This is a genomic window from Providencia sp. wls1943 (genome assembly GCF_009706275.1).
In the GTDB taxonomy this organism is placed as follows: Bacteria; Pseudomonadota; Gammaproteobacteria; order Enterobacterales; family Enterobacteriaceae; genus Providencia; species Providencia zhijiangensis.
Map to the genome: position 1 here is coordinate 1 of NZ_WLTU01000026.1, position 13,328 is coordinate 13,328.

The 13,328-nt window shown below is 39.9% G+C and carries 14 protein-coding genes and 2 pseudogenes; 10 read left to right on the forward strand and 6 right to left on the reverse strand.

The genetic code is table 11. The features are described from left to right. From GKR48_RS15805 to GKR48_RS15825, 5 genes are all read right to left on the reverse strand, one after another. Positions 1 to 197 (reverse strand): hypothetical protein (locus GKR48_RS15805; protein WP_154628776.1); only part of this gene is annotated, 197 nt, incomplete at its 3' end. A 57-nt stretch (positions 198 to 254) separates the two neighbouring features. Further along, positions 255 to 1,304, reverse strand: coding sequence for a hypothetical protein (locus GKR48_RS15810; RefSeq protein ID WP_154626587.1), 1,050 nt, complete (start codon positions 1,302 to 1,304; stop codon positions 255 to 257). A gap of 9 nt (positions 1,305 to 1,313) precedes the next feature. Then, complete coding sequence (locus tag GKR48_RS15815) at positions 1,314 to 1,991, reverse strand: helix-turn-helix transcriptional regulator (protein ID WP_154626589.1); 678 nt, start codon at positions 1,989 to 1,991, stop codon at positions 1,314 to 1,316. 56 nt (positions 1,992 to 2,047) lie between these two features. After that, on the reverse strand, positions 2,048 to 2,776 hold the full coding sequence (locus tag GKR48_RS15820) for a DUF3944 domain-containing protein (protein ID WP_154628777.1): 729 nt from the start codon (positions 2,774 to 2,776) through the stop codon (positions 2,048 to 2,050). A gap of 221 nt (positions 2,777 to 2,997) precedes the next feature. Further along, positions 2,998 to 3,918, reverse strand: a complete 921-nt coding sequence (locus GKR48_RS15825; RefSeq protein WP_154628778.1) for a hypothetical protein — start codon at positions 3,916 to 3,918, stop codon at positions 2,998 to 3,000. 520 nt (positions 3,919 to 4,438) lie between these two features. On the opposite strand from GKR48_RS15825, the gene GKR48_RS15830 reads away from it, so the two are divergent. The 5 genes and pseudogenes from GKR48_RS15830 to GKR48_RS17780 form a co-directional block, all read left to right on the forward strand. After that, positions 4,439 to 5,479: a YagK/YfjJ domain-containing protein gene (locus tag GKR48_RS15830; protein WP_162598832.1), complete on the forward strand. Its 1,041-nt coding sequence runs from the start codon at positions 4,439 to 4,441 to the stop codon at positions 5,477 to 5,479. A gap of 113 nt (positions 5,480 to 5,592) precedes the next feature. Next, on the forward strand, positions 5,593 to 5,829 hold the full coding sequence (locus tag GKR48_RS15835) for a helix-turn-helix transcriptional regulator (protein ID WP_154628780.1): 237 nt from the start codon (positions 5,593 to 5,595) through the stop codon (positions 5,827 to 5,829). Between the two features lie 276 nt (positions 5,830 to 6,105). After that, complete coding sequence (locus tag GKR48_RS18325; protein WP_442959390.1) at positions 6,106 to 6,495, forward strand: putative zinc ribbon protein; 390 nt, start codon at positions 6,106 to 6,108, stop codon at positions 6,493 to 6,495. A 128-nt stretch (positions 6,496 to 6,623) separates the two neighbouring features. Further along, positions 6,624 to 6,824 (forward strand): annotated as a pseudogene (locus GKR48_RS15845) (hypothetical protein); the annotation flags it as partial. Next, positions 6,816 to 6,920 (forward strand): annotated as a pseudogene (locus GKR48_RS17780) (IS5/IS1182 family transposase); the annotation flags it as partial. The pseudogenes GKR48_RS15845 and GKR48_RS17780, both read left to right, overlap by 9 nt. Before the next feature lie 83 nt (positions 6,921 to 7,003). Here GKR48_RS17780 and GKR48_RS18250 read toward each other — a convergent pair. Then, positions 7,004 to 7,126: a transposase gene (locus tag GKR48_RS18250; RefSeq protein WP_150375746.1), complete on the reverse strand. Its 123-nt coding sequence runs from the start codon at positions 7,124 to 7,126 to the stop codon at positions 7,004 to 7,006. Between the two features lie 449 nt (positions 7,127 to 7,575). On the opposite strand from GKR48_RS18250, the gene GKR48_RS15855 reads away from it, so the two are divergent. The 5 genes from GKR48_RS15855 (at position 7,576) to GKR48_RS15875 (ending at position 13,250) form a co-directional block, all read left to right on the forward strand. Then, a complete protein-coding gene (locus GKR48_RS15855) occupies positions 7,576 to 7,848 on the forward strand; it encodes a helix-turn-helix domain-containing protein (RefSeq protein ID WP_154628783.1) in 273 nt (90 codons plus the stop codon). A 154-nt stretch (positions 7,849 to 8,002) separates the two neighbouring features. Then, positions 8,003 to 8,749 carry a hypothetical protein gene (locus GKR48_RS15860; protein WP_048608149.1) on the forward strand — a complete coding sequence of 249 codons (747 nt, stop codon included), beginning with the start codon at positions 8,003 to 8,005 and terminating at the stop codon, positions 8,747 to 8,749. Between the two features lie 179 nt (positions 8,750 to 8,928). Continuing rightward, the gene (locus GKR48_RS15865; protein WP_048608147.1) at positions 8,929 to 9,450 is read left to right on the forward strand and encodes a CS1 type fimbrial major subunit; all 522 of its coding nucleotides are present in this window, start codon (positions 8,929 to 8,931) and stop codon (positions 9,448 to 9,450) included. Positions 9,451 to 9,594: 144 nt separating this feature from the next. After that, positions 9,595 to 12,006 (forward strand): TcfC E-set like domain-containing protein, encoded by a 2,412-nt coding sequence (locus GKR48_RS15870; protein WP_048608146.1) that lies wholly within the window; start codon positions 9,595 to 9,597, stop codon positions 12,004 to 12,006. Further along, the gene (locus tag GKR48_RS15875) at positions 12,006 to 13,250 is read left to right on the forward strand and encodes a hypothetical protein (RefSeq protein WP_154628784.1); all 1,245 of its coding nucleotides are present in this window, start codon (positions 12,006 to 12,008) and stop codon (positions 13,248 to 13,250) included. Before GKR48_RS15870 ends, GKR48_RS15875 begins: the two co-directional genes overlap by 1 nt. The last annotated feature ends 78 nt before the right edge of the window (positions 13,251 to 13,328 follow it).

Below are 13,328 nucleotides of genomic sequence, written 5' to 3' on the forward strand. Positions count from 1 at the left end.
TTAAGCAGTCGCTCAATGGCACCGCCTAATAACGTGGTACAGGCTAGTGTTGCACCAAGTCGAGCCGCTTGAATTTCTGCATCAGAATACTCGCCTTCAAGCGTAAGTTGCTCATTGACCGTCTTCTGGGCGTAGTAGGTGATAGACACCAGTGTCATAACGCTCACAGAGGTGGCGATAAGTTTAAAAATGGACATAGATTACCCTTTAGTCAGGCGTTCACTGAATATGAACGCCGAATAGTGTGTGAAAACTCAGTATTGATATCGGGCGATATCCGGTTTTTGAAAGGATTGTGTTTGGTAGTAAAATAACGCTTTCGCTATTCCGTTAATAATTTGAGGTGTTTCAAGTTTACCTTGGTACGCCCATGCGACGGCATTCGTTCTTGCCGAGCGGCCCAATGTTTTTTCCATCATGGCGGTAAAATCCTCCCGCCCTTGTTTATCCTCTAGGTTATACAGAACATGTGTTAGAACAGGCTTTTCAGGGTTAACGAGGCTCCAAATAAAAACTTGGGTGATTGACCAGTCTTGCGCATTTTGTTGTGCGCGTTTTAGGTCTGTGATGTATTGCTCCGTGATTTGAACGCCTTCATTTTGCTGGTTTTTAAATTGTGTTAACGCATTGGCATTGTGTTGCTGAAGCTCAGAGACCTTTTTCCGGAGCATTGCCTCGACATTTTCCGTTTGGTTTAACCACGGTAATAAATACAAGCCAACATCAGGGGCGTGGTCATTCAATGTCTCCGTTAACGCATTCCACGCTTTAAGCTGGTGCTCTGCTTCCTCTGACGGGGTATAACCGGCATTAAATGCAATCGGTGTCGTCATTGCATAGGGCTGGTCAACATTGCCACGGAGTAGTGACCAGTCCTGTTGAGACAGTGTTGTGATGACCTGTAAAACCTGTGTAAGCCTCTGCTCCTCAAGGGTTGAATCTGTTTTCGGTGTTTCCGCATTGGCAAAACGCGGTATGAGTTTAGTCATACCGTCTATTGCTGTTTGATACCAATTATTTAAATCGTGGTTAATCGCGGTTTGTAATGCCCCTTCAGCTAACTGACACTTATAGACTACCAAGGGCCTTTCTTGTTCATCCATTAAGGTTTCCCATGTAGGCGAAACACAGTCTTTACGGTGGTTGAGTACACCGCCGAGTGTGACACTGCGGTCGTAATCATAAATCAATCCTTGAACACGCAAAATGTCTTGGGAAACAGTCTTAGCAGGAGTTGAGGTTGCATCATCACATCCCAGCAATAGCGCGCTGCTGATGCAGACGGTATAAAAAATAGTTTTCATCTTAATACCTTATAATTTAACGAGTGATTGAATATATTGGTAATGGGGCAAGGCTTGAATAAACGCCTCTTCACATAACCGTTGGTTGAGGTCTTCACGATAACGAAAGCTCCGCGCCGTCATGACCACATCTTGCAAGGCCATTACATCAAAGACATGAATGTGCTGCGCGATATCGGCAGCGAGATACCAATGACCGTGGTAATAAATCAACTTATACGGGGCAACGTTCGTGATGTTTTTTCCTTGGTGGGCAAATTGCAGTAAACGCCGTTTTACAATGGCTTGTGTCAGGATATAAAAGCCCCCGAACAGCGAGGGACGCTGCTCAGGAGGCGTATGATAGACAATGAACGGTGAATCAATTGTCGGGTCGAGCAGAACCGTTAACAGCTTCCTGTCTAAAGCCGGAAACAGTAAGGTGATATGCGTAATGGCGGCAAAACGCAATATGTCCTTATCGGTACGAAAGGGACGCTGTGACGCGGCTAATCGATAGCCACCTTGGTGATATTCCAAGTCCAGATACTGAAGGCGCTCATTAAAGTCACGCCGTAGGGTACGAGTCGAGACATTGAGCTCTTCTGACAACTCGGATAAATAAACGGTTTCTCCTCGAAATAATTGACTGATAATAAACGCCAACCGAGACGCAAGCCGGTCATGGCGAGACACAGAAGTCGACATGATGTTGTCCTTATTAAAATAGCTCCGGCAAGCGGATAAAGTGGGTGTGGTGAACCTTATTGCGATAAGGTCTTTTGTCGTAAGTACGCCACAATGATGCAGGCAGGAACGGTAACCCGATAAGCGGGTCCCGCTAGGTCAGCGACAAGCCATGCCGAGCTCACTGCAAGACCAATCGGACCAGCAATCAAGGAAAGTGCCCGGTGTGCTGCAAAGAGTGTACCGAGTGTGGCTACCCCGCCGAGTGCATTAATCACACCAATGGCTGAGAGTGTGGCCACTTCCAGTGCGGCAATGCCCGAGGTACGGATAGCCGCTTGAACCGCTATCAAAATCAATTGTGGCGTGGGGTTGGTAAGGTTAAGCTGCATATTACGAGAAAAGGTTTGTAACTCTTCCGTGGTCAGCTCATTTAAGCTTTTTTCTAATACTTTCAATAACAAGTTTAATTCCAAGGTTTCGGTATTACCTTCCTTTGGATAATTGACATCAAGGTGGTCACAGACATCCTGTAAGATTTCACGGTACAGCACGCCCTTATTACCTCGAACGAAACTCATCAAGCTGTTAGCCCCAAAGGCTTGCAGCTCTGCCGCAATCGACATCCAATATTGCTGGTGCTCTGGATGGTAGAGTTGATATTCAGGCGAGCTGGTTAAGGTTTCAGTCCAACGCTTTTGTCCATCTTTGCTGTCATGAGTTAGGACGGATACAAGTAAGCCCAGTTCTTCATTGCTACATTCACGTAAAAACGCTAAATCGGTATCTAATCGGTAAGTTGCCATCAGTATTATTCCCTAGCTTGAAAAAGAGAACACTACGATAACAACCTCACCGGACAGGTTATGTCCGGCTATTTGACTTTTTTTCGAGAGATAAATGAAGGGAAATGACAGGGTGTGTCACGGATGAAGTTTAACTTATTGATATATAAACAAAATAACCGAAATCATTATCAATTGAATAATATATATGTGAAAAAAAATCGAATCATAATGAACTTTACTTATTCATCTTCTTTTTCAATTAGATAAGTTAAATACTCGTTGATTTTCATTCTGTGCCGTTTAGCTAATCTTGATAACTTATCTTTCACATCTTTGTCTAAATATGTGTTTAACACTTTCTTTTCCGATATTTGGCTTCGATAGTTTTCTTGTGACCACGCCTTTTTCATTTTAATAATTAATAACTCTTTTGAGTCTGGAGATATATCTAATCTAACATCAAAACACCCCATTAATTGCACTCGTTCACTAGCAAATGTATAAACTTCTGAACAAGACCATCGAGAAAATAAGCGAGACCTTGCAATATAATTTTTTGCCCATTCCATTTGTGTTGCATTACGTTCATCAAGCCATGACAAATAGTTTGTATCCTTAATTGACATCCATTTTCGTTTCAAATACGCAAGAACTTCAATTTTTTTCTCAATTGAAGAATCCAGTAAATCAAAAAAATACATAATATTATCTAATGCATCTTTTGTATTATTGGGTGATGGCGATAAACCTTGCTTACGATACTCATACTCATCCAATGGAGTTAGATAATCGACACGTTCATACTCAGATGTTCGATAAATAACTCGATATCGATGGTCATTAATCGCTAAAATCTTTTTGTTTGTTAAATAATGATTGATGTAGTAGAGAATAAAAAAGGCACATCGCTCATTGGATTTAATCCAATCAAATGCTTCATTTTGTATAACTTTGCAACTAAATTCGTCTTTCGCCTCACGAATGAACCGCATACGCTCTGTCGTATCTTCCAGCTTATTTTTTATGGCTTTATTAAGCTCTCTTTCACTCCGTGGCCGGGCCTCCATGAATTGAATATTCAACATTTTTGAAATGTAAGAACTATAAAAATACCGTTCTCTGTCATTACTGACTTTTAAATATTTATCCTGCTTAGACATAAATTACCCCACAAGAACTACGTAGTAATAGTGTAGTTTATTTTGTCTTTAATTAGTCTCTATTACGTCACAAATTACGTTGTTTTTATGTCATACTTCGTGTTGTACATACGTATAGATAAATTAATCATAGAACAATTTATTTCAATAGGTTAATACAAAAAAGCACTAACTTAAAGCATATATAAAGTATCTAAAATCAAAAAATAGATATGATAATTCAAGTATAGCCATACATTAAACATTAAATCCCGAGTTCAGCGTCTAGGATTGTTTATTATTAGTGAGTTAATCAGTATGTCTCTTGTTTATCTTGACCCATTCACAATCATGTTAACTACAGAAGAATGAGAACATGTAAAACCATGCTCAATTGTCACTGAAAAACATTACGCATAAGCAATACAACTCCATGCTGATTTTACCTAAATCAGCATTATTCACATCGAGGCCTATAAAAAATTAAAAATAACTCCTCTGCCTGATGATACGAACCTTTATTCAATCACAGGCAAATAAAATGACAAATCGTGCACTACACTTAAATCAAGTTGTTCTCTCAACCACGTTTGAACATGACCGTTTAACGCTCACTCGAGACCACTCACTGCGTGAATTGGTGTCTCTACTCATGGGAAATATTAAACACCTTTCAAAACGTCTAACTCATAAATTAGATTTATATAAAGGCATTCCCTTGTCACCTAATAACCCTCGTTTGCAGCTCACCTCTACGTCCTCCAAAGGTGAGCTCTTTTTAGAAACGCTCAAGTTCACCCGTTACATTCAATCAATAAAAATATCGCAAATACAGCGCTTGCATCCCACTCTTGTGCTCTTGGTCTCTCTTGTTAACAAATACCGCCTAAGCGACATACTCACAGACAAAGATAAATACTGGATGGTGGATACCCCTGAACACCTTCAGTGGCTTAACGAGGCCTTTCGTGAGTTCCAAAGCACGTTAAAGAGCCCTGACTACAAAAAGCAAGTCCGTCACTTTGAACAAGGTGCTCAGAAGAATTACAGACGGGCTCAGCAATACATTGATTCGTTGTATCAACGTTACTCCAAACTGTTAGTTGTACGAGTAGACCTGTCTTACAAAAGTGGTATTTGTCATAGAGTTAAAGCTCATCACCTTCGTCAGCATCGCCAAGCCCTGTACAAAGCCATTAACCACGACCGACTCTTTTCATGCTGTGTCGGGTATATCTTGAAATTGGAATTCGGTATGGAAAAAGGATTTCATTACCACGCTTTGTTTTTCTTTGATGGACAAAAAGTGAGGCGGGACATCACGCTGGGCAAACTCATTGGTGAACTCTGGCAAGAACGTATTACAGAGTGGGCAGGCCTGTACTTTAACTGTAATTACCAAAAAGAAAGCTATCGCGAACTGGGGATTGGTTTACTAAAACGTACTGATGCGGAAAGTAAGAAAGGATTACTCAATGCGGTGAGGTATTTATGTAAAGCCGATGCATGGGTCCGTCTGGCTGTGCCTGAACTTAAACGCACCTTTTGGCGAGGCGAAATCAAACCGAGAAAACGCCAATAGTTAGCAACCAAGTTATTTTTTACACATCCGGTTAATGATGTGGAGTGATATCCACATCCCATTTTTCGATATCGCTCCTGCTTTTTACACACTCTAAAAACAGGAGTTTTACCATGAGCACGCAAACTGAAAATATTGCATTACTTGATGACCAATTCATTGACATGAAATTTATCACCGCACTAACTGGGTTAACGGATAAGTGGTTCTATAAGTTGATCCAAAATGGAGAGTTCCCAAAACCCATCAAGTTTGGTCGCATGTCGCGCTGGTTAAAGAGCGAAGTCGTACAGTGGTTACAAGCACGCATTGATGAATCGAGAGGAACCAACTCAGCCCTTGGATCCTAAGGTACTAGCGCGAGTCGTCGTGCATTTTTCATAGCATACCCACCCCATTACCCACCAACTCACTTTCAACCACACCTGGTGCGATTGAACGCGTTCTAGGCAACGTTGCATCCTAAACATACGAACCTGACTCGATACGCATGCAGCCTATGCTCAGTGGTCTTCTAAGTTTCAAGGTGGGTTGCCGAGTGTGGATCCTGAATGTTGGGTACTCAGAACGTTTAGTTTAAATTTTACAGAAGGAGCACAACCATGCTTAAATTACATGAAGTCAAAATGTCGCTAGCCTTAACGCAGAACAATCGTTTCGCGGGAGCCAATCAGGAATCGAGTTATTCACGAGAAAACTATTACTGTGCTCACTGCGGTGAGCCCGTCACACTGCACAAGACGCCAACGGAGTCATGGTTTACCCATTCTGATCCTCAGACCGCAGAGCACTGTCCGCGGCTCATCAGTAAGATCAAGAGCTTAGAAGATAAGGCACGACTGAGCACACAGGTTCGATCAGTGTCCCCTATTTTAAAGATCACGGATTGGTTTTGCGTGCAGTGTCGTGAGTATTTTACAAGTAATCAAAAATGTTGCCCGAAGTGCCATGAGGGGATTTGGTGTATTCCTGCTTTGAATGTGACAGAAGAACATCAGCCTAAAACAAATAGGTAATTTCCATATAAGCGATTTAAATATTAATGGATTTTAATAATTATAATGCTATTCACTTTATAACCTAACTCCCTCCTATATTCTGTGTATAATTAAGCACTAATCCCAATTTCGTTAAGAGAGCTGCTATGGCTGGTGTGAATAAAATTCATCTGACTGAAACGGACATCATTACTAAGTATATCCTCCCTGCGGTTAAGGATGCAGGTTGGGATGCGATGTCGCAGATCCGCCAAGAAGTCAAACTTCGTGATGGCAAAGTGGTGGTACGCGGTAAGTTAGCAGCACGATTGACAGTGAAATCAGCCGACATAGTGCTCTACCGTCGTGTCCTGACTCGTTGGGAGAAGAAAGTCGAGAATTATGAGGCGATGCTGCATTTTGCCTGTGCTGTCATTGTCTGGAATAAAAACCTATTGGGATAGGTTCTTAATAGCTCAGCTCTCTCATCGGAATTCAAACTACTACCAGATCGCTCAGCGTCAAATTTTGCTTTCCAGTTATAAAGTCATTTATCGGTGCTCCCTAAAGAAGCTGCCGCTTTTGGTATGCTATAACCTTGCTCGGTGACTAATGCGATCGCCTCTTGCTTAAATTCAGCGGTATAAAACCTATTTTTTCGTTTTTTCATTTAACACCTCAATAATTGGATTATATTCCATTATTAAAGTGTCCTGATTTAGTTGCGCAGAATAATCAATATTCATCACGCATACTCAATCACCAATTTTTACCCTAATATCGAACGACAAAAACAACAGTAATGCGTAATATGTCAAATTTAGTTTCAGAATGCGTGTTAATATTTTAATCGCAATCTGGTAACTCACGTTATCATTTCCCAAGAAACTTAACATCTTATGAAAAATCTATTTAAAATCATAAAGTAATACACATAAAATCAAAAAGCATTGACGATAACGATCAATACAAATCAAACCAATAGTCATGAACTATCATAAACAACAAAATTGATCGTCTTAAACTATTTCCCTCTCCTCTTAATTTACCTTAGTCTTTAGCACCAATAGTTTTGATATTAACCATATTTTAATTTGGTAAAACGAGTGGTTCGCGTTAATGAGATACAATATATCAAGTGCAAGTGTTCGCATAGGTGCATTTTTTCGAAAAAACAGAAGATTACTAGGTATGTCGGGGAAAATATTAGGACAAAAATTAAATATCTCCCAACAACACATCTCTCGACTAGAACGAGGGCAAGCAACATTTTCAATCGAAATCATTCTGCAATTATTAAATGAGATTGATAAAACGTTACTTGATTTAATTGTCGAGGTATTTTATGAAGAGCCCTGTGAAGTTTTAATTGAATATCAACGTTTGCGTTAATTCAGTACTGCATTAACGCAAAAGAAAATAGCCTACATTTTCCATTAATCTGTTTTCTGGGATTATTTTAAGTTTTAAGATGAATTAGATTGGGTATTTGTGTTGATTTTTAATTAAAGTTTTATTTTTTATTATATAAAAAATTGGAATATGTATGCTTAAACGAATTCACTTTATTTTAACATTGTTATTAATGAGTATAACAATAACAGTATGTGCCTCACCTTCCATTGGTATTGGTAGTATGTATGATGTTTTTACGCCGGAAACACAAAGCCTGACCAAACGCGTATATAATACAGGAACATCTACCGCATTTGTCCGTGTTGAGGTATTGGAGATTGATGTTACACCGAAAATGAATCAACGCGAATCAACACAAAAAGAAGTTGACGCAGGCTCATTAACACAAGAACGACTCATTGTCTCACCACTAAGATTAATCATTCCTCCATCGGGCTTTCAGACTGTACGTATATTGTGGTCAGGAGCGCGAGATAAAGAACGTTATTTTAGGATCCGTTTTACCCCTGTACTCCCAGAAGAAAATGATGGTTTTGGTATGAGCAAGGATGAAATAACTCAATACAAGAAAAACGCACTGGAGGCCGGAATTAATGTATTGACTGGGTATGGTAGTGTTGTTGTGATGCAACCTGAAAAACCTTTATTTAATACCGTTATTGACGATAGGAACAAACAAATAGCAATAGTAAATAAAGGAAATGCTACCATTATATTAGATAATATCCGTTATTGTGAAAACGCAAAATCACATTGCGAGAACAAATCCCGAGAAATTATATTGCCTGGGAGGGAGTTTATTTTACAAAAAAAACAGAATAACAAAATCACCTTCACATTAATTGAAGGTGATAAATCAAAATCATTTAATTATTAACATTAACATCAATCTAGATAAATAATTAATTTTGATTTTAATTTTAATTTTAATTTTAATTTTAATTTTAATTTTAATTTTAATTTTAATTTTAATTTTGTTTTCTAGTTATAGAAAATAAATAAATAGGAAAACAGCGTTTTCCTTCTTTTTTTAATCATCATAAATGAGGTATTCACATGTTAAAAAAATCATTATCCGCGATTTTAATGTCTTGCGCGGCTTTAGGGTCAATGACTGTTCACGCTGCGGATGAACAACGCTACGCTATCGACTTAACGGCCACCATCCCAACAGATGATTTTCAAGTTATTCCTGTTGAGGGCGGCTGGGTTAATCAAACGCAAGAAATGGTTTATGATTTAGGAACTAAGAAGTTACAAGATTTCTCCAAGCAATTTCAATATAAAAATACATCCGGTGGTATTCAAGCAACCTTAACGAATACCGACTCAACTGGTACAGCTATCTTATCAAATGGAAAAGATACCATTCCGTTAACTGTTATCTTTAACGGTGTATCACTCAGCAATACGGCTAATACCGTAGTTGATGCCGCAGATGCCAAAGCAGGCGGTCGTGCTAATCTTCGCATTACACAAAAAACAGACACACCTCTAACTGTGACAGGCTCTTTTACTGGCCAAGTGGCAATGGTTTTTGAACCAGCGCTTGTCGCGCCTCCAGCTGGAGACAAATAAGTTACTCAAGTGATGAAGGCCTTTGAGGCCTTCATCCTTATTGCTTAGTCTAGTCGTTCGTTATTTCAATTGTGTTTGTGCATTTATCGAGTGACTAACTATTTTTTATAGTGTTTGTATTTTGTGATTTGGCTAAGAATGAATATGAAAGTATTATTTACTTTAATTCTAGCACCTGGAATAGCTTTGGGGGCAAATTTATTATCAGCAGGCAATACGATAAAAGTTCCTGATGAATTTAAGCAGTATTTTTATAATTCAGAAATTGTTTCTCAAGTGTATCTTAATGATTCTCCGCTTTTTGATGCTGTCTTTTCGCTTCATGAAAATGGACAAATTAATCTCCTACGAATTTTAGATGAAGAACCAGATATTAAACCTCAAGTTAAAAATGAGTGGGCTAATATTTTACAAAAAGGGATCTCATTAGGTGCATGTCACTCCTCCTGCCCTGCAGGACTAATCTCTGCTGAATATCGACTGGATAACTCCTCGTTAAAATTATTTACATCACACTACGAAACTGAGCAAGTAAACAATGACTATATCCATTTGCCTAGCACTCTGCCAAATGGTGTCATTATGCACAATAATTTATCTGCCGTTTCGGTAGCTTCAGCGAAGACATGGAACTTTACCTCATCTATCGTGTCCTCGCTTTTAGGATGGACACAAAAAATATCGCTGCAGACCTACGGCTCTAGCCAAGCCAATCAAACACAAGAAACCAATATTTATGCACTATACACACAAAAGGAATTAGCAGGTAACTTTGTTCGCTTAGGTTTTTTTTCCCCGGACAGTGATAAGGGAAATGTTGAAACCAATGGATTTAGTACAGGCTCTGTTGCTGGAGCCATGTGGGGAACCTCAAATGCATTATTGATAAATAACGAAAGTGTCAGTGCTTACCCTATCTATGTCACCGCTGCCAATCAAGCAACGGCAGAAGTTTGGCTGGATAATCGCCTCATCTACTCGCAACAACTGCAACCAGGAATACAAGCTATTGACACTCGGCGTTTACCCAGCGGCATTTATAACATCACGATTAATACCCTAGAGAACGGTAAGATTGTGGATACTCAAATAGCTCAAGTATACAAGCCATTAGGATGGCAAAATCCCAATCAAAAATGGCGCTTAAATTTCTGGGGTGGGCAAAAAAGAGATTTAGTGATTAGCCGTAAGAACACCACCGAGAATAATAACGCGTTCATCGGCGGCGGTGCCGTCGATTACTTATTGACCCCCCGTGTTATCTTGGGAAGCAGTTTTTTAATGACCGCAGAAAAATATCAGCTCAGCGCAAGATCAACGGTAACACTGTCTTCCAATGATAGTCTTTTTGCCCAATATACCTTGACGGATGACGATTCACGAAAAAATTCGAGCGCAGATTTACGTTATTATCGGACGCTTTCACCGGGAAACTCGTTGAATGTCTTTTGGCGTCGAACTTCCCAGGATAGTTATCGCTCGACAGACTCGTCTAAGCAAGTTGGGAACGCGTGGGGGGCGTCAATGTTCACCCAATTACCGTGGGCGAGTTCACTGACATTGAATGGTCAATACATGAAAAATCCATCAAGAGAAGGGTTTGGGATTGATGCAGCATTGACAACAAAAGCCATGTTGGCTAATCGCGATGTTAATTTTCGAGTAAGTGCGTATGACCGACCTGGATTTAATCAAAAGAATCGGGAGCAAGGTGTGATGTTCGGAGTAAGCATGTCATTAATGCCGACTGCACAGCATACGTTATCAGTTGATGCGGGTATCAATGACAGTAACAGCTATTCGAGTTTAAATTATCAATGGCAACCCCAGGATGAAGGGGCACTACGTTGGCTAGGCGCTGGAATATCGCAAAGTGGTGGAAGCACACTCATTAACGGTAATGGCGCCGTGGAAAGTCGAGCGCTCAGTGGGGATGCTTATGTCCAGCATTATGTACAAGACAAAAGCACCACCGCGGGCATTAACTTAAGTCAGACACTTTTGTTGGGTGAAGGAAGACTTGCGGCGAGTAGTGGCGAACGTGGTTTAGGCATGGATTCGGCATTTATCGTAGATTTAGAATCAGATGACCCCGATATGCAAATTGTCGCTTCAGACAGTGTTAGCGAAACAAAGTTATTTCAGGGTCGAAATGTTATTCCTGCGGATGTCTGGAAAAATGAGTCCATCCAGTTTTACAGCATGGGTGAACATAACGGAAAAGTTTTTCCTGAATATGAATCAATGCAAATGAATCGAGGTAGTGTGAAATATTTAAAATTAAAGGCCATCAAAACAACAGTGCTTGTGGGGATGCTGCAAGACAACCGAGGTCAAATGTTAAGACATCGTCAGGTGATTAGTGATATTAGTAGTGGCGTGATTAATGCTGAGGGCGTTTTAACATTAGATACGGGCATCAATAACCAAAAACTCACTGTCTTAGCCGATGGTCAATTACCCGCCTTATCGTGCCAGTTACCGGACGCCCTGTCATCGGAAAAAGCCGTACAGTTTTTTCCTGTTATTCGTTGTTCATCAATGGAGGGGTTATAATGCGTTATTTTCATTACATTCTTGGTATCGTCATGTTGGTACTCAGCGCATTTGCCCACAGTGTAACGATTGATTTAACTGCAGAGTATAACATGAATGGTAGCGGCAAGTTTATAAATACAACCCCAATAAGCGGATATTGCGCACAATATCCACGATATTGCGATGTTGATGAGGCAAGTGTTCATTTGCCGTTAACAACAACAATTTCCTACCCTATCGTTGCTTATAATGAACCTCGTAAAGGACCTTACTTTAACTTTCCTAAAACTCCCAGAACACTCACAGTAAGGAATCAGGATACTGGAGAAGCATTTGACGTTATATTTAGGGTAACCAGCTATTCTTCACAATTCACAACAAATTATGCTTCAAATAATTGGGATGAAGGTGACAAAGATTTTAGCGCACCTCGGGGAGGAGGATGTTCTTATTATACTACTGCATGGGGGGGGGGCTCAGGAACAGGAAGTTGGATTCAATTTATCTGGAGAACATTAAATAACACTCTCCCCTGTTATAAAATAAGCAGAATAGACAGAACCGAGCCATCCAAATTTTATGACATGAGCATTGGTTACTCATTAACTACTAAAGACAGTTTTGCAAGCATTCCTTCAGGTCGCTATTTGGGGAAATTATCATTGTCCGTAGGACCAGGAGGCGATTTTGATTTTGGTGATAACTACCAAGCCAGTGACAGCGTTGTTGATATCAATCTCACTCTTTCCGTTAATCATGATTTAATCGTCACTACAACGCCAGAAGGTCGTGCGTTATCATTGCAACCTTGTAGTGTAGGTAAAGTTTGTACGGAAGAACAGGGAAAACGAAACTGGGAACGTTGGATGATAACAAAAATCACTCCTCAGCTTACTGCTCGAAGTGACTTTTTAATTTCTTCAACGGGCTCATTTACAGCTTATTTGCAATGTGAATATATTCAAGGTGAACATTGTGCTATAAAAAGTGACAATAATGGACAACTGGTTCCTGTAAAAGCGTATTTGAGCTTACCAAATAATATTATTAATCAGAAAACCAATAGCACGGTTACACGTGCGCTAATGCCAATCCATAAGGATATAGTAAATAATACGTTTTCAACACGAGATATTGGAAGTAATCGTAAGGGAAGCATCGATTTTTTGGTCACTCAGCATGATGTTGATACTATGCTCTTGACAAGACCGGATACTTACCGAGGAACAGTGACCGTTATTTTTGACCCGAATATATATTAATTTGAAACGAAATGAGTGGATCTAGTAGATATGAAAGTCTGGAGATCGGTGAGTAACCCCCGTGTTAGCATCGTTGTC

Bases quoted from the DNA above. Each gene is read 5' to 3' on its own strand.
- GKR48_RS15870 (WP_048608146.1), top strand. From the start codon at position 9,595: ATGAAAGTATTATTTACTTTAATTCTAGCACCTGGAATAGCTTTGGGG.
- GKR48_RS18325 (WP_442959390.1), top strand. From the start codon at position 6,106: ATGTCGCTAGCCTTAACGCAGAACAATCGTTTCGCGGGAGCCAATCAG.
- GKR48_RS18250 (WP_150375746.1), bottom strand. From the start codon at position 7,126: ATGAAAAAACGAAAAAATAGGTTTTATACCGCTGAATTTAAGCAAGAG.
- GKR48_RS15825 (WP_154628778.1), bottom strand. From the start codon at position 3,918: ATGTCTAAGCAGGATAAATATTTAAAAGTCAGTAATGACAGAGAACGG.
- GKR48_RS15875 (WP_154628784.1), top strand. From the start codon at position 12,006: ATGCGTTATTTTCATTACATTCTTGGTATCGTCATGTTGGTACTCAGC.
- GKR48_RS15830 (WP_162598832.1), top strand. From the start codon at position 4,439: ATGACAAATCGTGCACTACACTTAAATCAAGTTGTTCTCTCAACCACG.
- GKR48_RS15810 (WP_154626587.1), bottom strand. From the start codon at position 1,304: ATGAAAACTATTTTTTATACCGTCTGCATCAGCAGCGCGCTATTGCTG.
- GKR48_RS15820 (WP_154628777.1), bottom strand. From the start codon at position 2,776: ATGGCAACTTACCGATTAGATACCGATTTAGCGTTTTTACGTGAATGT.
- GKR48_RS15860 (WP_048608149.1), top strand. From the start codon at position 8,003: ATGCTTAAACGAATTCACTTTATTTTAACATTGTTATTAATGAGTATA.
- GKR48_RS15835 (WP_154628780.1), top strand. From the start codon at position 5,593: ATGAGCACGCAAACTGAAAATATTGCATTACTTGATGACCAATTCATT.
- GKR48_RS15815 (WP_154626589.1), bottom strand. From the start codon at position 1,991: ATGTCGACTTCTGTGTCTCGCCATGACCGGCTTGCGTCTCGGTTGGCG.
- GKR48_RS15865 (WP_048608147.1), top strand. From the start codon at position 8,929: ATGTTAAAAAAATCATTATCCGCGATTTTAATGTCTTGCGCGGCTTTA.
- GKR48_RS15855 (WP_154628783.1), top strand. From the start codon at position 7,576: ATGAGATACAATATATCAAGTGCAAGTGTTCGCATAGGTGCATTTTTT.